Below are 20,426 nucleotides of genomic sequence, written 5' to 3' on the forward strand. Positions count from 1 at the left end.
GGCTCCTCAGATGAAGTTGCGGACCATTTCGTCAATGTCGGCGGCGAGCACCGCGGCCGGGCCCTCCACGATGATCTCGCCGAGCCGGAGGACGTAGAGATGCCGGGAAGCCGCGCAGACGTGCCGCGCGCTCTGGTCGACCACCAGCACGCCGGCGCCCTCCGCCGCCATGGTGGCGATGCGCGCGAAAACCTCGTGGACCAGCTTCGGGGCGAGCCCGAGCGAGGGCTCGTCGAGAATGACCAGGCGCGGTTCGTTCAGCGCGAGGCGCTCCATTTCGAGGATGCGCTGCTGGCCGCCCGACAGCAGGCCGGCGCGGGAATGGCGCTTGGCCTGCAGCACGCTGGACTGGTCGAAGGCCCGCTCCAGCGCCCGCTTTACTCGTGGGCGATCCTTTCGGAAGGCCCAGGTGCCGAGGATCAGGTTCTCCTCGACGGTCAGGCTCGGAAACACCGAATGGCCTTCCATGAGATAGGCGATCTTCTTGCCGGCGAGATCGGACGGGCCCACCCCCTCCAGCGCCTGGCCATCGAAGCCGACCGAACCGCCACGGCGCTTCAGGAAGCCGCACACGGTCTTGAGAAGGGTCGATTTGCCCGCGCCGTTGGCGCCGATCAGCCCGGTCACCGCGCCGGCGCCGACCTGCAGGCTGACGCCCTTGAGCACGTCCGCGCCCGTGGAATAGCCGGCTCTCACGCTCTCTATGTCCAGCAGCATGGCTCAAGCCCCGAGATAGGCGTCGACGACGCGCGGATCGTTGCGGATCTCGGCCACCGGCCCCCGGGTCAGCACCTTGCCCTCGACGAGCACCAGTACTTCCTCGCAGAGCCGGGGCAGCGAGACGATGTCGTGGCTGATGACGAGGCAGCCGATGCCGGTGCCGGCGAGCCGGATGATCAGTGCGATGAGGATCTCGATCACCTCGGCGCTCACGCCGGCAAAGGGCTCGTCGAGGATGAGCAGCTTGGGGTCGAGCAGGATCGCCCGCGCGACCTCCAGCAGTTTTTTCTGGCCGTCCGGCAGCGCGGAAACATATGTATCGCGTGCGCCACGCAGGCCGACCTGGTCGAGCATCGCGTCGACCCGGCGGCGCTCTTCGGCAGAGGACAGCCGCGCCGTGACCAGCGCCATGCGCAGGTTCTCGTCCACCGTCATGTCGTTGAAGGTGCGCGCCACCTGGAAGGTGCGGGCGACGCCGAGGCGGGCGATCCGCGCCGGCGCCCTGTTGGTGATCTCGACGTCGGCAAGCCGAATCCGGCCGGAATCGGCGGTGTAGATGCCGCTGATCACGTTGAAGATCGTCGTCTTGCCGGCGCCGTTGGGACCGATCAGCCCGAGCACCTGCCCGCTCTCCAGCGAGAACGTCACATCGGTGAGCGTGCGGACGCCCTGGAAGCTCTTATTGACTTGTTCGACGGTCAGCAGCGCGGGCATGGCTCAGCTCCGGATGAACCCACCTTGCGGTGGATTCCTGGTTCATGGGTCGAGCGTCACATACGGGCCGGCCTTGCCGGCAGGCTCACTGGCTCACTTCGGGGCCTGGAACTCGGCCTCGGCGTAGTCGAACGGCCAGACCACCGGGGCCTTGTCGCCGTAATACTGGACCATCGGAAAGGAGAAGCCCTTCATGAACGGGCCGGTCTTGACCTCATAGGCCGAGATCGCGCCGTCGCCGGGCTGGGTGGCGAAGGCGTAAAACTGCCAGACGCCCTTGTGCTCGGTGGCGAGCAGCGCCGCCGCCAGCTTCTGCTGGTCGAGAGAGCCGGAGGCGGCGAGGCCCTTGATCAGCGCGCGGGTGTAGTCATAGGCGTGCCCTGCGGCCGCCGGCGAGGGCGCGGCGCCGAAGGTCTTTTCGTAGCGCGCCGACCATTCCTTCTCTTCCGGGGTGATGCTGCGCGGGCTGTCCATGGAGAGCGCGTAATTGGCGGCGTCGCCGGTCAGCTCGTGCCAGTTCGACGCCCAGCCGAGGCCGTCCGCGAAGAGCAGGCCCTTGATGCCGGCGCTGTTGAACTGCTTCACGAAAGCGGCCGCCGATGCCGGGGCGTTGAGCGTGAAGGCGGTGAGGCTGACGCCAGACGCCTTGTAGCGGGTCAGCAGCGCGTTGAACTCAAGCTCGTTGTTGCGCGCCACGTCCTGCGCGACGACCTCCCAGCCCTTCGCCTTCAGCCCGGTGACGATGGCCTCGCCCCAGGTGCGGCCCCAGTCGCTGTCCTCGACCACCACGGCAGCCTTGCGCGTCGGCGGGGTCCACTTGCCCTTGGCGATCAGGTCCTCGGCGGCATCGACATAGAGGCCGGACATGGATTTGGGGGCCGGCCAGCCCTTGAACCAGTTGGTGTACTTGTTCTCGGTGATCTTCTCGGAGATGTCCTCCGGCGCGGCGAGGTTGCCATAGCTGATGATGCCGTCGGCCGCCGCGAGGTCGATCAGCGCCAGGCCGACCGAGCCGTGCCAACCGTTGAGCAGAAGCTGGATACCCTCGCGCGAGACGGCGTTGCGATAGGCCTTTACCGCCTTTTCGGGCGAGGATTCGTCGTCGATCCAGACGAGGCTGATGTCGCTCTTCTTGCCGTCGATCGTGACCGGCAGCTCGCCGGCGGCGCGTGCGTCTTCGATCGCCATCTTGGTGCCGTTCTGGATGTCCTGCCCGATGCGGGCGGAGGGGCCGGTGAACGGGCCGACGACGCCGACCTTGATGGAATCGGCCGCCAATGCGGCGTGGCCGAGACCGGCCAGCAGCGCCGCGGTGGCCAGTAATCTGCGCATTTTCATGATGATCCTCTGGAGGTTCGTTTTTATGGGCAGGCTTAAGGTCAGGCGTGGGACGGGCCGGTGAGCTGCACGTCCCAGATCGGTGCTTCGCGCGCGAGCGCGACCTCGGTCTCGACCTGGGTCCCGCAGCCCGGACAGACGAAGGCGCGGAACTCGATCGGCTCGTCGATGAAGACCGCCGGATCGGGCATGGTCGGCGACATCTGCGCGATGGGAATGGCCTTCATGACGAGCGAGAGCTTGTAGTTCTGCTCGGCAGGGCCGTGATCGTGGCCGCAGCACCGGCATTGGAACCGGCGGCCAGCGAGCATGGTGTAGTCGTTGATGGCGATGCCTTCCGCTTCCGCCGGGCGCAGCGCGACGGGCGCCGCGCCGTCGAGGCGGTCGGTCCGCATTTGCGTGCGGCGATCCCGCGTCGCGGTGTCGTCGATGGCACCGCCGGCGCTGACCACGCCATAGAGGCGCTCGGCTTCCGCGGGCGAGACGAAGCCTTCCGCCAGATCGGCAGCGACATTCGCCGGGTCGCGGTCGAGTGGGTCACCGAAGCCGCCGCCGCCGAAGAAGGTGATGGAATAGACGTCGCGCGGGCCCTGCTCGGTCTGCGACTTCGGCGGCAGCACGTCCCGCTGGCCGGAGAGTTCCGCAATGTCCTGCGGAATGGTGCCCTGCCGCAGGCGCTCGTTCACGTCGCTATCGCGCTGCAGGGCATAGACCACCGAGGCGCCCGGCATGCCGCCGCTGAGCGCGCCGCCATTGGGCACGGCGACATGGAAGGCCGCCGAGACATGGGTGAAGTTGCGGTTGGTCTTGTGCAGAATGAAGGAGAAGCGACCGCCGACGCCACCGCGCCACTTGCCGGCGCCGCCCGTATCCACCGCCTCGCCGCGCCACAGTACCAGCAGCGGCCAGGTGAATTCCGTCGCCTCGACATTGGGGACGCGCGCCGAGGGGATGCAGTAGGCGCCGGCCGTATCCACGCCGTCGCCGAAGGAGCGGGCGCCGAAGCCGGTGAGGTTTGCCTCCTGGAACTGTGTGACAAAGGCGTAGCCGGTCTTGTCCCAGCCGAAAAGCTGCATCGCCGGCCAGGAGCCGCCGCCGGCCGAAAGCACGCGCAGGCGGTGCTCGGGGTGGCAGAGCAGCATCTTCGACAGCGTGGCATGGGCGCAATTATGCGCAAGCCAGGTGCCGGTGATCGAACCCATGCTAACCGCAGCGGGATATTCGGCATTCAGCATGGTGCCGCGCGGGCTGGTGATCTTGATGCAGCGTTGAAGGCCGCCGATCGCCCACGGAATGTCGCCCACCAGCATCGGCAGCATGCCGGCGAGCACGCCGGCACGCGTGCCCGACGTCGCCGAATTGATCAGGCCGACCTGCGCCGCCGAGCCGGTGAAGTCGAAATGCAGCGTGTCGCCGCTCTTCGTCATTTCAAGGCGCCCGGCATAGATGCCGCGATCCCCGGCCGAAGCGACCTCCTGGAAGTCGACATGGCGCCAGGTTCCATCAGGCAGTTCCTGCAGCCGGGCGCGAAGCTGCGCCTCGGCCCGGTCCATCACCCGGCCCATGACGGTCTTCACCGTGTCGGCGCCGTATTTCGCGATGGCTTCGAGAATGCGCGCGCGGGCGACGTTGTTGGCGGCGATCTGCGCCCGCAGGTCCAGCGAGAGCAGCAAAGGCTGGCGCGAGCGGCGGGTGTAGAGATCCTCGATATCCGACTGGATGACGAAGTTCTTGACGATTTTCACCGGCGGCAGCGGCGAAACTTCGCCGAACACGTCCTCCGCGACGATCGAGAAGCTGCCGGGGGCCGGGCCGCCGACATCGACCTCATGGATCGACGCGCCGACCCAGCAGAACAGCCGTCCCTCATGGAACACCGGGGCGAACACCGCGACGTCGTTCTGGTGCACCGCGCCCACCCACGGGTCGTTGCACAGGAACATGTCGCCATCTTCGATGCCCGGGCTGCCCGCACGGTTGATCAAGGTCCATTTGATCATCGGCTCGAAGGCGGCGGCCTGGTAGAGCAGGTTGGGCGTCATGAAGGCGACGTCGCCCATCTCGTCGGCGATGACGGTCATGAAGTCGTTCGCTTCCGTCGCCACTGGCGAGCCGGAGACGTGGCGGATGGTGACGCCGGCCTCGTCGCAGATGTGCCAGAGACGATGGCTCAGCACCTCGTCGGTGACGAAGTCGACCTCGCCTCCCGCCTCGCGGCGGTGCAGCTTGAGGCCTGCCGCCTCCACGGCCTCGACCGAGGGTTCGTGATCGGCGTAGTAACGTTCGGCGCCCGCAACCCAGCTCATGTTCCCGGCCCCGTTCAGTGCGTGAGGAGGAGGTTTCCGGCTGCGTCGACCGTGCAGGTCCAGCCGGGGGGAATGGTGATCGTCGTCGTCGAATATTCGATGATCGCCGGGCCGGGCAGATGGGTGCCGGGGCCGACGCTCTCCCCGCCGACGATGGCGGTGGTGACGAAGGCACGGGACTGCGGCCAGTAGACCTCGCGGCTCTGCGCCACCTTGCCCGGCGCCGGGCGCTGCGCGACATCGCCGGCGGGCGCGGTGCGCCGCAGTCCCACGGCCTCCAGACGGGCGCCGACGATCTCGACGGGAGCGTCCTTCCACGCCGCGCCCGGCCCGAAGGCCTCGACATAGAGCCGCTCGAATTCGGCGCGGATCCGGTCGGCGCTGCCGCCATCGGCGCCGACCTCGACGATCAGCTCGTTGAGCTGGCCGACATAGCGCACCTCGATGAAGCGGCGCATCTCGCGGTCCTCGGGCGGAACGCCGTCGCGGGAAAGCTGCGCGTCGGCATCCTGCGTCAGGCCGGCGAACACCTGCGCGATATCCGCGCCGGCGAAAGGCTCCCGCAGATTGATCGAGCGCTCATGGACATGGACGACATCGGCGATGGCGACGCCATAGGCACTGAAGGCCGAGGAGATTTCGCCGAGCGGGATCATCACCGCCTTCACGTCCAGATCGCCGGCATAGAAGGGCGCGTGCAGCGGGCCCAGCCCGCCATAGGCGCAGAGCACGAAATCACGCGGGTCGTGCCCGCGCTCCACCGTCACCTTGCGGACAAGATCCGCCATCTTGCCGTTGACGATGGTGAAGATACCGATGGCGGCTTCCTCGACCGACACGCCGAGCGGCTCGGCGACATGCGCGCGCAGCGCCTGCTCGGCGGCGTCGCGGTCGAGCGGGAAGCGCCCGCCGAGGAAATTCACCGGGTCCATGAAGCCGAGGACGAGATTGGCGTCGGTCACGGTGGGGTGGGTGCCGCCGCGTCCGTAGCAGGCCGGGCCGGGCGACGCCCCCGCGCTGCGCGGCCCGACGAGCAGGCGCTTGGTCACCGGATCGACCCGCGCGATGCTGCCGCCGCCGGCGCCGATCGAGACGATGTCGATGGTCGGGCAGTACAGGATGCGCTGGTCGACCGTGGAGGTGCTGCGGATCAGCGGGCGCCCGTCGACGATCAGCGCCACATCGAAGGTGGTGCCGCCGACATCGGCGCAGACGACATTGGAAAACCCGGCGGCGCCGCAGACACGGCGCGAGGCGACCACGCCGCCCGCCGGGCCGGAGAACAGCGTGGTGATCGGCTTGGCGGTGGAACTGGCCTCGGTGCCGACGCCGCCCGCCGAATGCATGACCAGCATGGACGGCTCGACGCCCGCCACCTTCAGGCCGGCGGACACCGAGGTGAGATATTTCTCCATCTCGATGGCGACATAGGCGTTCACCACCGCCGCCTCGGTGCGCTCATATTCGCCGAGGCGCCGCGACAGGGCGCTGCCGAGCGAGACGAAGATGTGGGGGTGGCGCTCTTCGATCAGCTGCGCGATGCGCTGCTCATGCGCGGGATTGACGAAGCTCCACAACAGCGAGACCGCGATGCTCTCGACGCCCTGCGCCACCAGCCGATCGACGGCGGCGACCACCTCGGCCTCCTGCAGCGGGACGATGACGTCGCCGGTGAAGTCGAGCCGCTCGTTGACCTCGGCGATCAGGCTCTTGGGCACGATGGGCTTGGGCTTGCTGCTGGTGGAATAGGACTGGATCTCGGCGAGCGACAGCCCGGCGACGCGGCCATTGACGCGCATGATCGAGATCATGTCGGCATGGCCCATCGTGGTGATGAGGCCGACCTTGGCGCCGGTATGGGTGACGACGGTGTTGGTCGCGATGGTGGTGCCCAGCGCGAAGGCGCGGACGCCGCTGTAGAAGCCCCCCGGCCCGGCTCCCGAGGCCTGCTCGGCGACGCGCAGCACGTTGAACACGCCCTGCGCATTGTCATGTGGGGTCGAGGGAGATTTATGGACGTGGGCACGCCCGCCATCGTCGATCACGACGAGGTCGCAGAAGGTTCCGCCCGTATCAACGCCGACCGCTTCCACCGCCTTCAACTCCATTCAAGTCACTTGAATGAACTGACAGTAGTCACGCGGTGCGGATGTCGTCGAGTCAAAAATATGGGCAGGACGATATTTGTTTTATCGCCACACCAACGGCCGACGGGACGGCGCGAAGATGCCTCGTTGAATGGATAATATCTGCAGCTAAAACAGATGTTTACCCGACAGAATCGGGAAGTGGTTGCGCAGCCCTGTGCGCCGGCGGGGGCCGGCCTGCGCCCCTGCCCTTCCGCGTCCCTGCGCGTTTCAACTCACTTGAAGCAGGTAAAGTGACTTGAACGAAGCAGGCACTGCCCAATCGGCGGGCTTAAAAGGTCGGCGGCGTGTTGACCCAGATGATGCGGCAGGAGGCACCATTGGCGGCGCGATAGAAATGCTCGAGCTCGGATTCGAAGAAGAAGCTGTCGCCGACGCCGATCACCGCGACGATGCCGCTGACCTTCAGCTCAAGCGCGCCTTCGAGAATGTAGCCCACCTCCTCGCCGGCGTGCCGGTAGGGCCCGCACCAGTCGCCATTAGCGGGGACGTGCATGATATGGGCTTCGAGCTGACGGTCGGGCGCATAGGGCACCAGGCTCTCCGCCATGCTGCCGTCGCCCTCGACAAAGCCGCCGCGCGTATAGGCCGGCCGATGGCCGTTGCGGTACACCACAAGCGACTGGTTCTCTCCGTCTTCCAGCAGGGCGGTGACGGAGATTCCGAGCGCGCGGCACAGCCGGTGCAGCGTGGTGAGGGACGGAGAGGCGACGCCGTTCTCGACCTTCGACAGCAGGCTTTCCGAGCACCCCGCCGCCGCGGCGAGATCCTTCAGGCGCATTTTTCGGGTCCGTCGCTCGACGCGGATGCGAAAGCCGATATTGCGAAACTCGCCTTGATTGAGCGCTTCGACGCTTCCGAGAACGTCGGACATGGAGGACCCCGAAAAACCAAAGGATATGAAAGCGCTTGAACGGCATTCAAGCCGCGCCGACAATAGGGCTTGTTGCCGGCCATATCAATTGCACCTCCGCCGCCCCCGCTGATGAGCCGATTGCGGGTGGCCGAACGGCTGCGGGAACCGTCCGGCCATGGCGAGGATCCGGACGCCGAGGGCAGCGGCGCCCGGAAAACTGCCGGGCGCGCCCCGCGTCAGAACCGCTCGCCGACGAGTTCCTCGCTCTTGCGCCATAGGGCCTCCGCCCGCTCGACATCGAGGGCATAGGGGCGCACGCCGCCGCGAATGCCTTCGCCGTCCTGAATTTCCGCAACATGGCAGTCCTCGCAGTAGCGGCCGCCGACCGCCTTGGCATCGGCGACGGCGGCGGCCCATACAGAGGTCGCGGCACCCTGCGGGATGGTCTTTAACGCGAAGGGCGGCAGGCCGGCCGCGGCATGGGCGGCATCGATGGAGGCGATCAGAGCCTCCATCTCGCCCGAGCTCATGTGCCGGCCCAACTCGGTGTGGATGCCGCCGGGATGCACAGCCGTGGCGCGCACCCCACGGTCGCGGTGCCTGCGGTCGAACGCCACCGCGAACAGGCTGTTGGCGGTCTTGGAGCGGCCATACGCCACCCACGGGTCATAGGCGGTCCGCTCGAAATTGGGATCGTCGAGGTCGACATCGGCGAAGCGGTGGCCGGCGGAGGAGAGGTTCACCAGCCGTCCGCCGTCGCCGAGCAGCCCGGCGATCCGGTTCACCAGCACGAAGTGGCCGAGATGATTGGTGCCGAACTGGGTCTCGAAGCCGTCGGCGGTTCGGCCGAAGGGCGGCGCCATGACGCCGGCATTGGCAATCACCATGTCGAACCGCCGGGCGTCTTCCAGCAGCCGGTCCGCGCAGGCGCGCACGCTGGAAAGCGAGGCCAGATCGAGCGCGACCAGCTCGAAGCTGCCGCCACTCGCCCGGGTAGCCTCCCGCACGCCGGCGGTCGCCCTCTCGGCCTTGGCGAGGTCGCGCGCCGCGCCGACGACATTGGCGCCATGCGCCGCCAGAGCCCACGACGTCTCGACGCCAAGCCCCGCCGAAGTACCCGTCACCAGCACGCGCTTGCCGAGGAGGTCGACGCCGGCGAGCACCTCGTCCGTGGTCGATGTCGCACCGAAAACCTGACTCATGATCCGTTCCTGTTCGCTTGAAGCCGAGCGGCACTGCCGCGTCCTGGCCAATATGGTCGGCGGCTTGCGAAGCGGAGCGCCCGATCGTATCAACTCCTTGCCTGATCCTATCAGTGCCGTAAGTGCCGCTTGCGACGGCCGCGAGGAAGGACGACGTCACCGCCATGCAGGATCTGCTCGATCGCATGTGCCGGCGCATCGCGCGCCATACCGACGGGATGCGGCTGGAAACGCCGTTGCCGCATGTCGGCATAGGCGTGGCCCGCCAGCACAGCGCGCCGGCGACGACTCTCTATGAGCCGATGGTCTGCGTGGTGCTGCAGGGCACCAAGCAGGTGCTGATCGGCAACCGCATGCTGCGCTATGGCGCGGGGAGCTGCTTCATCGCCTCGCTGGAATTGCCGGCGACGGGATGCGTGATCGAGGCGGCGCGGGACGAGCCCTATGTGGTCGCCAGCCTTGCCCTTGATCGCGACGTGCTGACCAGCCTGCTCGCGGACCTGCCGCCCGCCCCGGCGGCTGGGCCGGCCTCCGGCTTCGGCGTGGCGCCTGCCCCGGCCGAACAGTTGGAGGCCTGGGACCGCCTGCTCGCGCTGCTGGACACGCCGGACGACATCCCCTTCCTCGCTCCCTCGCGCGAGCGCGAATTGCTCTACCGCCTGCTGCAGGGCGCCCACGGGCCCCTGCTCCGGCAGGCCGGGCGCGCGGACAGCCGGGTGTCGCAGGTGCGCCGCGCGATCAGCTGGATCCGCCGTAACTTCGAGCAGACGCTGCGGACCGAGACCCTGGCCGAGATCGCCGGCATGAGCGTGCCGTCCTTCCACCGCCATTTCAAAGCGGCCACGGCGATGAGCCCGCTGCAGTACCAGAAGACGCTGCGCCTTCAGGCGGCGCGGCGATTGCTGACGACCAACACCGATGCGGCGCGTGCCGCCTACGCCGTCGGCTATGAAAGCGCCTCGCAGTTCAGCCGCGAATATGCCCGGCTGTTCGGGACGCCCCCCGCCCGCGACGCCGAGCGCCTGCGCAGCGCTTCACAGGCGGGCGGCACCATCTGAACGGCGCGGCAATGCGCGGGAAAGCCATCGCGGTACCTCCCGCCGCGCGCGGCGCGCCCACGCCGTGTCCGCACCCTTGACTTTGTTTGGTGCCTTACATTTAATTGCTAGGTAACTAGCTAAATGGGAGGGCAGCCATTGGATGACGGGCGCGAACACCAGGGGCACGATCTCGTCGCCGCGTGGGCCAAGCGGTGCTATTTCGCCGGCCGGGCGGTCATGGATTCGGTCTTGCGCCCCCACGATCTCGGTTCCGTGCAGTGGTACGTGCTCTACCAGCTCGCCACCTCCGGGCCGACGATGCAGCGCGATCTCGTAAGGCTGCTTGCCGTCGAGCGCGCGACGATGACCGGCATCATCGCGACCCTCGTGCGCAAGGGCCTCGTCGAGCAGGCGCCCGACGATGTCGACCAGCGGCAGAAGCGCCTGCGCCTCACCCAGGCCGGCGCGACACTGTGGGCCCAGTTGCCGGACCTCACCTTCATTCGCGCGGCGGCGTTCGGCGGGATCGATGGAGCGGACATCGCGGTGGCGGTGCGCGTGCTCCAGACCGCGACGGAGCGGCTCGAAAAACTACTGCAGAAAGGAAATCACCCGTGACCATTCTGGTGACCGGTACCACCGGGCTCGTCGGCGCCCGTCTTCTTCCACGTCTTGTCGCAGCGGGGTTGGAATGCCACGCCCTCCTGCGCGGGGGCAGAGCGGCACCCGCCGGCGTGACATCGGTGGAGGCCGACCTTCTCGATCCGGCCTCGCTCCCGCAGGCGGTGGAGGGCGTATCGGCGATCATTCATCTCGCCGCGGTGTTTCGTACGCCGGACACCGACCTGATCTGGAAGAGCAACCTTGAGGGCACGCGCAACCTCGTCTCGGCGGCGAAGGCGCGCGCCCCGCAGGCGCGTTTCATCCTGGCGAGCACGTCCAACATCTACAGCCCGGACAGCCCGCGCCCCGGCCGCGAGGACGATGCGGTGAACCCCCAGCAGGCCTATCCCGCCAGCAAGCTCGCCGCCGAGAACCTCGTCCGCGACAGCGGGCTGATCTGGGCGATCCAGCGCTTCGGCTTCGTCTATGGCGATGGGGACGGCCATCTGGAAGAGCTGCCCCGGCTCGTCGCCCGCCTCGACCTGCATCCCGCCCAGCGGATGAGCCTTGTCCATCACCGCGACATTGCCACGGCGATGAGGCTGGCCTTGGCCGGCGGCATGGACGGCCGGATCGTCAATATCGCCGACGAGGCGCCCACCTCCCTCTATGAGCTGGCCGCCCTGGTCGGGGAGACGATCGAGCCCTCTTCCGCACCGCTCGCCAATCCGTGGCATTTGCATGTCGATGCCGCGCGGGCGCGCAGCCTTGGCTTCCAGCCGGCAGTGCGGAGCGTCCATCAGGCCATGCAGCAGGGGCTGATGTGACTGGCGCCCGCAGGCTGGCGCGCGCCGGGCAGACGGGATCGGAAGGCTGTTCGCAAACGCGCTCAGCCGGCCGGGTGGCGCGCTTCACCGATGGTGATGGTCAGCGGCGGGAGCCCGGCGACGCTGGCGTCCAGCCGATCGCCCGGCACCACCGCGCCGACGCCGGCCGGCGTGCCGGTGTAGATCAGGTCTCCCGGCTTCAGCACGTAGGAGCGCGACAGGCTCGCGATGATCTCCGGCACCTTCCAGATCATCTGGCGGATGTCGCCGGTCTGCCGTCGCTCGCCATTGACGTCGATGCTGATCTCGCCGGCGGTGATGTGGCCGACCGCGCTCACCGGGGCCACAAGGCCGCAGGGCGCGGACTGGTCGAACGACTTGCCGACCTCCCACGCCACGCCCCTCTTGCAGGCCTCGCGCTGGCGGTCGCGCCGGGTGAGGTCGAGGCCCACGGCGTAGCCGAACACATGATCGGGTGCCTGCTCGGGCGTCACATTGCGCGCCTGCGTGCCGATCACCGCCACCAGTTCGACCTCGAACTGAAAGTCGGAGGTCTCCGGCGGGTAGTCCACCACGCTGTCCGGCGGCACCACGCTATCGGTCGGCTTCTGGAAGAAGAAGGGAGGGTCGCGCTCATCGCCCTCCTTCATCTCACGGATGTGGTCCACATAGTTGCGGCCCACCAGATAGACGCGACGGACGGGGAATGGCTCGTCCTCCCCAAGCACGGGCAGGGTGACGGGGGGCACGATCGGACGCGGCATTTTCAATCCTCGAAGACCTCACGGTGTCCCGCATTCGGAATGGCGGGCCGACGAGAAATACGCAAAGATTGCACGAAGCGCAAATCATACATTTTTTTGGAACGCTCCTTGCTTAATGGATTTTGGCGTCGCAAGCTCGCGGCAACCAGCAAAGGGAGCAGCCACCGATGAACCATCTTCGTGCAGGGCTTTTCGCAGGGGCGCTCGCCGCCTGCACCGCATTGATCAGCGCTGCGGCGCCGCCGGCGCAGGCACAGGAACTGACGCGCGTCACCGTCGCTTTCCCGCATCCCGGCGCGATCCAGCACTTCCCGATCCACGTCGCCATCGGCGAGGGGTACTTCAAGCAGGAGGGCCTCGACATCCGCGTGGAGGCGGTCGACGGGTCCGGCCAGGTGCTTCAGGCGCTCGCCGCCGGCCAGGCGCAGATCGGGCATCCCGGCGTCGGCCCGACGCTCTCCGCCCGAGCGAACGGCGTGGATGTGCTGTTCATCTACAACCACTTCGCCAAGAGCCAGTTCGGCCTGGTGGTGAAGGACGAGGCGACCTACAAGGTGCCCGCCGACCTCAAGGGCAAGATCATCGGCGTCGGAACCGCCGATGGCGCGGAGGTCTCCTTCACGCGCAACATCTTCGACGACCTCGGCTGGAAGGAAGGCACCGACTACACCTTCCTGCCGGTGGGCGATGGCGGCATGGCCACCGCCGCCTTCATGCGCGGCGACATCGATGCCTATGCCGGCGCCTTCGTCGACAGCGCGATCCTGACCCTTCGCGGCATGAGGCTGCGCGAGATCACCCCCGACAAATATCTCGGCTTCTTCGGCAATGGCTATGTGACGACGCGCGCCTATCTCGAGAGGAACCCCAAGGTGATCGAGGGCTTTGGCCGCGCCATCGTGAAGGCCACGCTGTTCGCCATGAACGAGGCCAATACCGACGCCGTGCTCAAGCACACCACGGCCGGCAACCCGCAGGAAGGCGAAGACAAGGCCTTCGGCAAGGCGCTGCTCGCCAGTGCCCGCGCCCGGGTGACCCCCACCATCGCCGGCAAGGGCTGGGGCTATAATCACCCCGAGCAATTCCAGCAGTGGCACGACGCGCTGGTCAAGAGCGGTTCGCTCAAGGCGCCCCTTCCGGACCTCGATAAGGCGTATACCAATGCGTATATCGAGACCTGGAACGTGGGTGCGACACCGTGACGATGACGGGTGAAACCGATGGACCGACCGGGGGCACGCCCCGGCCGGTCTACCAGCTGCGCGGGGTCAACAAGAGCTACGCCCGGCGTAATGTGGTCGCGCTCTCCAGCGTGGACCTCACCTTGCACCAGGGCAGCTTTTCCTCGGTGATCGGCTCCAGCGGCTGCGGCAAGTCCACGCTGCTGAAGATCATGGCCGGGCTGCAATCGCCCTCCGAGGGCAGCGTCATGCTCGACGGCAAGCCCGTGCTTGGCCCGCGTGACGACATCGGCATGATGTTCCAGCAAGCGACGCTGATGCCCTGGATGACGACGCTGGAAAACATCGTACTCCCCATCGAGATCCGGCGGGGCAAGAAGGCGGGCCGCGCCGCCCAGGGCAAGGCGCGGGAATTGCTCGAACTCGTCGGCCTCAAAGGGTTCGAGGCGGTCTATCCCGGCGAATTGTCCGGCGGCATGGCGCAGCGCGCCGCGATCTGCCGGATGCTGATCGGCGAGCCCAAGGTGATCCTGCTGGACGAACCCTTCAGCGCGCTCGACGAGATCACCCGCGACTTCATGAACATGGAGTTGCAGCGCATCTGCCGGCAGACCAACGCCACGGCGTTCCTCGTTACCCACTCGATCGCCGAGGCGGTGATCCTGTCGGATGTGGTGCATGTGATGTCGCCGCGCCCCGGCCGCTTCGTCGAGGCGATCCCCATCGACCTGCCGCGCCCACGGACGCTCGAGATGATGAACACCCCGGAATTCGGCGCCTATGTGCACCGTATCCGCGACCTGCTCGGCAAGGGAGCCCTGTCGTGAGCGACATCGGAAAGCAGGGGGGCGCCGACATGGCCCCGAGCACGGTCTGGAACGAGAAGCAGAGCTGGCTGGACTATCTCCCGACCCCGCTGGCGATGGCGATGCTGGTCGCGGTCTTCATCGCGATCTGGCAGGCGATCCATGTGTCCGGGCTGGTCTCGCCCATCATCCTGCCCTCGCCGGGGCGCACCGGAACCGAGCTGGTGACGGTGGGCATGAACCTCATGAGCGGCGGCTTCGTCTTCACCGCGTTCGTCATCACGGCGCAGGAAGTCCTGTTCGGCTTCGCCTTCGCCATCGCCATCGGCGTTGGCCTCGGCGTCATCGTCGGCGAGACCCACTTCGGGGAGCGCGCGGTGATGCCGCTCATCGTCGCCATCGACACCATGCCGAAGATCGCCTTCGCGCCCGTCTTCGTCGCCTGGCTCGGCTTCGGCATCGGGTCCAAGGTGGCGCTGGCGGCGTTCGTGGCGATCTTCCCCATCGTGGTGGGCGTCGCGGCGGGCCTGCACGCGGCGGACGAGAACGCCCGCATGATGTTCCGCAGCATCGGCGCGAGTCGCTGGCAGACGCTGCGGCGCCTGAAAATTCCCGCCGGCCTGCCGCAGTTCTTCACCGGGCTGAAGATCGCCTCCATCGGCGTCGTCGCGGGGGCGATCACTGGCGAATTCCTCGGCGGCGGGCGCGGCTTCGGCGATCTCATCCGCACCGCCGCTTCGCAACTGGACACGGCGCGCGTCTTCGCGCTCATCTTCTATCTGAGCCTGCTGGGGCTGGCGACATTCTGGGCCGTGGCGCTGACCGAGCGCCGAATGGTGTTCTGGCGTCGCTCGACGTCGGCGGCCGGGGGCGAACGATGAGCGACGAAAAAAGCATGGTGGCCGAGCGGTTGACCACCGAGACGCTGAAGCGCCGGCCGGGCCGTCGGCCCGCAACCTCGCCCGACAAGGCCACCTCGGCGACGCTGGTCTACGAGAAGTTGCGGCAGGACATTCTCAGGGGCGCGATGGTGCCGGGCCAGAAGCTGGCCATCGACGCGGTCGCCGCCATGTACGATGCAGGCACCAATCCCGTGCGAGAGGCGCTCAATCGGCTCTCGTCCGAGCGCCTGGTCGACCGACAGGACCAACGCGGCTTCTTCGTCCCCGAGATCAGCCTCGACCGCTGGCGCGAACTCGTGAAGACCCGCTGCTGGCTGGAGAGCACCGCGCTGACCGAGAGCATCCGCAACCGCGACGACCGATGGGAGGAGAACATCGTCATCGCCTTCCACCGCCTGTCGAAATGCTCGCCCACCGGCGACGCGCAGAGCCGCGCCGGCTGGGAGATTCACCACCGCGCCTTCCATCTCGCGCTCATCGCCAATTGCGGCTCGCAATGGCTGATGGATTTCTGCGAGATCCTGATGGACCACGCGCAGCGCTACATCCTGATTTCCGCCGTCTCCGCCAACCGCAGCGCCATTGAGGAGCACCGGGGGATCATGGAGGTCATCCTGCAGGGCGACATCGCGCGCGCCGTGTCAACGCTCGTCGAACACTACCAACGCACGCTCTACTATATCGAGGAGCAGATCCGCATCCCCATGGGAGGCGCTACGCCCGACGCGACCTAAGCCGGCCAGGGGTCGCGCTCACCCGCCGGCCCCCGGCCCTGGTGATGCCCGGCACCCTTCGACAGATCCACTGCGACGCAATGGAGATCGACCGCCCCCGCGCCGAGCGCGCAGTGGGGCGTGATGCCACGGCCGACCTCGGCAGCAACGGTTAAGAACTGCCCTGACAATAAGCAGCGCCGCGCACCTTTTATCTGTTCTAAATCATTATCATTGCGTGGAAAAACGCTTCTCGGTATCCCAGTCGCCAAGTATGACCCTGGGTCAATGTTAGCGATATGGGACACAAAGACTGGTCGGGCATTTACACAGCGCATCGCTCCGCGCTGGTGGCCTATGCGACGCCCATTCTGGGGTCGCGCGAGGCGGCCGAGGATGTGGTGCATGACGCGTTCCTTAAATTCCCGCCGGACAATGGCGAGGCCGAGCGCGGCATCGGCTATCTCTATCGCATCGTCCGCAACCTCGCCTTCGACACGTTGAAGCGGCGCAGGCTCGAATCCCGCACGCAATCCACCGAGTTGCCGGACTGGGCGCTGCCGGCGCCGGAAGCCTCGCCCGAGCGCCGATTCATCGACCGCGAGGACATCAGGCGCATCGCGCGCCTCATGGACGAGCTGCCGCCCGAGCAGCGCACGGCGCTTGAAATGCACCGCTTCGCCGGCTGCACGCTGGAGGAGGTTGCCGCACGGCTGGGCATCTCGGTGGCGACCGCCCACCGCCATGTCCGCGCGGCGCTGGCGCGCATCGCCAGCGAGCTCGACCGTGCCGGCGCGTGACAATTGCGGGCCGGACATGAAAACTAGCGCGCAGCAGATCGTCTTCTGCATGGTAACGGTGCCGCTTCCCTGAGAAGCGCGAATGAGCGGCGATGACGCGCCTTGACTGACGAAGCAACATTGTCGCTCCACGAAATGGCGGCGGACTGGCTGATACGGGTGCGCGAGGCGCCCGGCGACGCCGCGCTGGCGCGCTCGCTTGCGCAGTGGCTGGACGAGAACGACAGCCATCGCCGCGCTTACGCCTCGGTCGAGCGCTCCTGGCAGCTGCTGGCCGAGGTGCCGCGCGCCCATGGCGAGCCGGGCCCCCGCGCCGTCCTCCAGCGGCCCCGCCTATGGCGGCCGCTCGGCCTGTGTGCGGCGCTCGCGGCCGCGCTGGTGGCGTTCTTCGCCTATCCCGCGCTGCTGCTGATGATGGAGGCGGACTACCGCACCGGCACGGGCGCGCGCCAGGCCCTGACCCTCGACGATGGCAGCCGGGTCGAGCTCGGCGCCGACAGCGCGGTGGCCGTTGACGTGACGGGCACCACGCGTACCGTCCGGCTGCTGGCGGGCGAAGCTTTCTTCGACGTTCGGCCGGATGCGGCACGACCCTTCGTGGTCGATGCCGGCGGGGTCGATGTCACCGTGCTCGGCACCCGCTTCAATGTGCGGCTTTCCTCTACCGACACCGATGTCGAGCTGGCGGAGGGCGCGGTGCGGCTCGACTATCCCGGCCATGGCGCCGCGCAGGCACGGCTGGCGCCGGGCCAGAATGCGCGGGTGGATTTGCAAACCGGCGCGCTGGTGCGCGGAGAGATCGCACCGGACGACATTGCGGCGTGGCGCGAGGGCCGGCTGTTCGTGCAGGACGCCACCATCGCCGCCGTGGTCGAGCAGTTGCAGCGCTATCACCGGGCGTGGATCGCGGTGCCGGACGCGGCGCTGGCGAACGAGCGCGTCACCGGCCTGTACGACCTCACCGATCCCGACCGCGCCTTGCGCGCGTTGGTGGAGCCGCATGGCGGCCGCATGCGCGAAATCTCGCCCTTTATGCGCGTGTTGTCGCGCTTCTAGAAGAAATTGCGCGCGGGGATGAAAAACCGAGCGGGCTCGATCGTCTGACACCCGGGATGCGTTCGTCGCAACGCACAGAAACATTCTGGGGAGTACTGCTGATGAGCGCGCCGATGCGCCCCGCCGACATTGTGGCGGCGCGGCCCACCACCCACCGTCGCGCGCTGCGCCTGATGGCGACGACCGCCTTCGTCTGCCTCGCCGGCGTGCCCTACGGCTTCGCGCAGACCGCGACGTCGCCGGCGACCGCCGCAACGAACGTGGCGCGCGCCTTCAACATTCCGGCGCAGCCGCTCGCCAGCGCGCTGAATGCCTTCGGGCGGCAGTCCGGCCTGCAGGTGACGCTTGCCTCGACAACGTCGCAGGGCATCACCTCGCGCCCCGTGCAGGGCAACCTCACGCCGCAGCAGGCGCTGGCCCAGATGCTGGCGGGAACCGGCATCGCCTTCCGCATCACCGGCGAGGGCACCGCCGTGGTAGGCCAGAGCGCGCCGGCACAAACCCATGCGGACGGGACGGTCGAGGGCGAGCTGCTGGATGTCATCTCGGTGGCCGGAGACGGCATGAGCCGGGGCGGCGTCGCCGAAACGGTCATCGGCCCGCAGGCGCTGGAGCGGCTCAACCCGCAGAACCTCGCCGACGTGTTCCGCGAGCAGCCGGGCATCGAGGTCGGCAGTTCGCTGCCGATGTCGCAGAAGGTCTATGTCCACGGCATCGAGGAAACCAACCTCGCCGTGACCATCGACGGCAGCCGGCAGAACAACAAGGTGTTCCACCATATGGGCACCAACCTCATCGACCCCGGCGTGCTTAAGGCGGTGCGCGTCGATGCCGGCGTGGCGCCCGCCGATGCCGGCCCGGGCGCGCTCGCCGGCACCATCGCCTATGAGACCAAGGACGCGCGGGACTTCCTCGACGCCGACGGCTTTGGCGGCATCGGCAAATATTCGTTCAATTTCAACGGCGACACCTCGCTGGCCAACATCACCGGCTATGCCCGCAAGGGCGGGTTCGAGACGCTCGGCTATTTCAACATCGGCCAGGGCGACCAGTTCACGGCCGGCAATGGCGATACGGTGCTGGGCACCAGCACGAACCTCGTCAACGGCATCGGCAAAGTGTCCTATGAGGCGCCCACCGGCGACCGCTTCAGCATCAGCTATGAGAGCGTGAGCGACGACGCCCCCCGCCCCTACCGCGCCAATGGCTCGGATTTCCCCGGCGCGCGGCCTTGGGACCCGGACGTGACGCCCTATGACATCCAGCGCCAGAACACGGTGTTCACCTATACGGACTCGACGCCCGAAGGCTGGTGGGACCCCAAGCTGGTGATCGCCTACAGCTCGACCGAAATCTCCAAGCTGACCTATCTCAATCCCAATTGGGGCCTGCCGACGCCCTACACGACCTCCGGCAAGACCGACAGCTTCAACGGCAAGTTCGAGAACAAGTTTGCCTTCTCGCTCGGCAACGTCGTCGCCGGCATCGACTTCTACGACGACAGCGCCGAGCTCTTCGACCCCTATGACGCCGCGAGCGAGAAGGCGACCAATGTCGGCGTATATGCGCAGGCTCGCCTCGAGCCGTGGGAGCGCACCCGGCTCTCCTTCGGCGGCCGCGCCGACAATCAGTGGTTCACCGGCACGACGGGCGAGGAATGGGACAATGCCGGCCTCAGCGGCAATGTCTCGGGCGAGTACGACGTGGTCGAGAATTTCCTGACCGCGCGGGCCGGCTATTCCCATGTCTGGGCCGGCATTCCGCTGGCCGAGAACTTCTACATGAACCCCAACTGGGATTACGCGGACGGCTCCGAGCCGGTGACCTCGAACAACGCCATGGCGGGGCTGAAGGCGACCTATCAGGGCTTCACGCTGGAGGGCAGCATCTTCCGCACCGACATCGATAATGCCCGAGTCGTGACCTACAGCAACGCCCTGCTGGGCGCGATCCGGGCGCGCGACATCGAATCGCGCGGCTTCGAGCTTGCCGCCGGCTATGAATGGGACACCGGCTTCGTCCGGGTGAAATATGCCGATATCGACGTGAAGATCGACGGTCTGGCGGCGGATTCCGACACCGGCAACTATCTCGCCACTCCCGTCGGCCAGATGATCACCTTCGTCGTGGCGCACCGCATTCCGCAATGGGGCCTGACCATCGGCGGCAATGTGGAAGTGGCGCTGGAGTATGACGACCTTCCCGTCGTGGTGCCGGACGGGTGGGGCGACACGCTGACCACCTCGATCCCCGGCTACACCGTCGTCAACATCTATGCGGAGTACCGTCCCGTTACCGCGCCGAACCTGATGCTGCGCCTCGACGTCAATAATCTGTTCGACGAGACCTATGCCAGCCGCGGCACCTATGGCCAGGACATCGAGAACGTCGTGCCGCTCTACCAGCCGGGGCGCTCCTTCATCGTGACCGCGTCAGCGAAGTTCTGAGCCG

Annotated in this window: 18 protein-coding genes; 10 read left to right on the forward strand and 8 right to left on the reverse strand. The window is 67.3% G+C overall.

Annotated features, from left to right (window positions below; all coding sequences use genetic code 11):
• Window positions 1-6 precede the first annotated feature (6 nt).
• The 7 genes from ACQY76_RS04020 to ACQY76_RS04050 all read right to left on the reverse strand — a co-directional run bounded on the left by ACQY76_RS04020 (window position 7) and on the right by ACQY76_RS04050 (window position 9,283).
• Window positions 7-717 carry an ABC transporter ATP-binding protein gene (locus ACQY76_RS04020; protein WP_428031624.1) on the reverse strand — a complete coding sequence of 237 codons (711 nt, stop codon included), beginning with the start codon at window positions 715-717 and terminating at the stop codon, window positions 7-9.
• Window positions 718-720: 3 nt separating this feature from the next.
• Entirely contained in the window at window positions 721-1,434 is a 714-nt protein-coding gene (locus ACQY76_RS04025) for an ABC transporter ATP-binding protein (protein WP_428031625.1), read from the reverse strand.
• Window positions 1,435-1,527: 93 nt separating this feature from the next.
• Window positions 1,528-2,766, reverse strand: a complete 1,239-nt coding sequence (locus ACQY76_RS04030) for an ABC transporter substrate-binding protein (RefSeq protein WP_428031626.1) — start codon at window positions 2,764-2,766, stop codon at window positions 1,528-1,530.
• Between the two features lie 47 nt (window positions 2,767-2,813).
• Window positions 2,814-5,078, reverse strand: a complete 2,265-nt coding sequence (locus ACQY76_RS04035; RefSeq protein ID WP_428031627.1) for a hydantoinase B/oxoprolinase family protein — start codon at window positions 5,076-5,078, stop codon at window positions 2,814-2,816.
• Between the two features lie 14 nt (window positions 5,079-5,092).
• Window positions 5,093-7,186, reverse strand: a complete 2,094-nt coding sequence (locus tag ACQY76_RS04040; protein WP_428031628.1) for a hydantoinase/oxoprolinase family protein — start codon at window positions 7,184-7,186, stop codon at window positions 5,093-5,095.
• Between the two features lie 310 nt (window positions 7,187-7,496).
• A complete protein-coding gene (locus tag ACQY76_RS04045) occupies window positions 7,497-8,099 on the reverse strand; it encodes a helix-turn-helix domain-containing protein (protein ID WP_428031629.1) in 603 nt (200 codons plus the stop codon).
• Window positions 8,100-8,317: 218 nt separating this feature from the next.
• Window positions 8,318-9,283 carry an SDR family NAD(P)-dependent oxidoreductase gene (locus tag ACQY76_RS04050; RefSeq protein WP_428031630.1) on the reverse strand — a complete coding sequence of 322 codons (966 nt, stop codon included), beginning with the start codon at window positions 9,281-9,283 and terminating at the stop codon, window positions 8,318-8,320.
• 122 nt (window positions 9,284-9,405) lie between these two features.
• On the opposite strand from ACQY76_RS04050, the gene ACQY76_RS04055 reads away from it, so the two are divergent.
• The 3 genes from ACQY76_RS04055 (at window position 9,406) to ACQY76_RS04065 (ending at window position 11,753) form a co-directional block, all read left to right on the forward strand.
• Complete coding sequence (locus ACQY76_RS04055) at window positions 9,406-10,341, forward strand: AraC family transcriptional regulator N-terminal domain-containing protein (RefSeq protein ID WP_428031631.1); 936 nt, start codon at window positions 9,406-9,408, stop codon at window positions 10,339-10,341.
• 219 nt (window positions 10,342-10,560) lie between these two features.
• Window positions 10,561-10,941 (forward strand): MarR family winged helix-turn-helix transcriptional regulator, encoded by a 381-nt coding sequence (locus ACQY76_RS04060; protein ID WP_428032928.1) that lies wholly within the window; start codon window positions 10,561-10,563, stop codon window positions 10,939-10,941.
• On the forward strand, window positions 10,938-11,753 hold the full coding sequence (locus tag ACQY76_RS04065; protein WP_428031632.1) for an NAD-dependent epimerase/dehydratase family protein: 816 nt from the start codon (window positions 10,938-10,940) through the stop codon (window positions 11,751-11,753). The genes ACQY76_RS04060 and ACQY76_RS04065 overlap by 4 nt, the downstream gene beginning before the upstream one ends.
• Window positions 11,754-11,815: 62 nt before the next feature.
• Here the strand turns inward: ACQY76_RS04065 and ACQY76_RS04070 are convergent, their stop codons facing one another.
• A complete protein-coding gene (locus ACQY76_RS04070; protein ID WP_428031633.1) occupies window positions 11,816-12,517 on the reverse strand; it encodes a fumarylacetoacetate hydrolase family protein in 702 nt (233 codons plus the stop codon).
• A 167-nt stretch (window positions 12,518-12,684) separates the two neighbouring features.
• Here ACQY76_RS04070 and ACQY76_RS04075 point away from each other — a divergent pair, with 167 nt between their 5' ends.
• From ACQY76_RS04075 to ACQY76_RS04105, 7 genes are all read left to right on the forward strand, one after another.
• The gene (locus ACQY76_RS04075; protein ID WP_428031634.1) at window positions 12,685-13,719 is read left to right on the forward strand and encodes an ABC transporter substrate-binding protein; all 1,035 of its coding nucleotides are present in this window, start codon (window positions 12,685-12,687) and stop codon (window positions 13,717-13,719) included.
• Between the two features lie 2 nt (window positions 13,720-13,721).
• Window positions 13,722-14,525 (forward strand): ABC transporter ATP-binding protein, encoded by an 804-nt coding sequence (locus ACQY76_RS04080; protein ID WP_428031635.1) that lies wholly within the window; start codon window positions 13,722-13,724, stop codon window positions 14,523-14,525.
• Window positions 14,522-15,385 (forward strand): ABC transporter permease, encoded by an 864-nt coding sequence (locus ACQY76_RS04085; RefSeq protein ID WP_428031636.1) that lies wholly within the window; start codon window positions 14,522-14,524, stop codon window positions 15,383-15,385. The genes ACQY76_RS04080 and ACQY76_RS04085 overlap by 4 nt, the downstream gene beginning before the upstream one ends.
• Window positions 15,382-16,140: a GntR family transcriptional regulator gene (locus tag ACQY76_RS04090; RefSeq protein WP_428031637.1), complete on the forward strand. Its 759-nt coding sequence runs from the start codon at window positions 15,382-15,384 to the stop codon at window positions 16,138-16,140. The genes ACQY76_RS04085 and ACQY76_RS04090 overlap by 4 nt, the downstream gene beginning before the upstream one ends.
• Window positions 16,141-16,418: 278 nt before the next feature.
• Complete coding sequence (locus ACQY76_RS04095; RefSeq protein WP_428031638.1) at window positions 16,419-16,919, forward strand: RNA polymerase sigma factor; 501 nt, start codon at window positions 16,419-16,421, stop codon at window positions 16,917-16,919.
• 102 nt (window positions 16,920-17,021) lie between these two features.
• Window positions 17,022-17,975 carry a FecR family protein gene (locus ACQY76_RS04100; protein WP_428031639.1) on the forward strand — a complete coding sequence of 318 codons (954 nt, stop codon included), beginning with the start codon at window positions 17,022-17,024 and terminating at the stop codon, window positions 17,973-17,975.
• A 101-nt stretch (window positions 17,976-18,076) separates the two neighbouring features.
• On the forward strand, window positions 18,077-20,422 hold the full coding sequence (locus ACQY76_RS04105) for a TonB-dependent receptor domain-containing protein (RefSeq protein ID WP_428031640.1): 2,346 nt from the start codon (window positions 18,077-18,079) through the stop codon (window positions 20,420-20,422).
• The last annotated feature ends 4 nt before the right edge of the window (window positions 20,423-20,426 follow it).

It is taken from the genome of Ancylobacter sp., assembly GCF_965279025.1.
Taxonomy (GTDB): domain Bacteria; phylum Pseudomonadota; class Alphaproteobacteria; order Rhizobiales; family Xanthobacteraceae; genus Ancylobacter.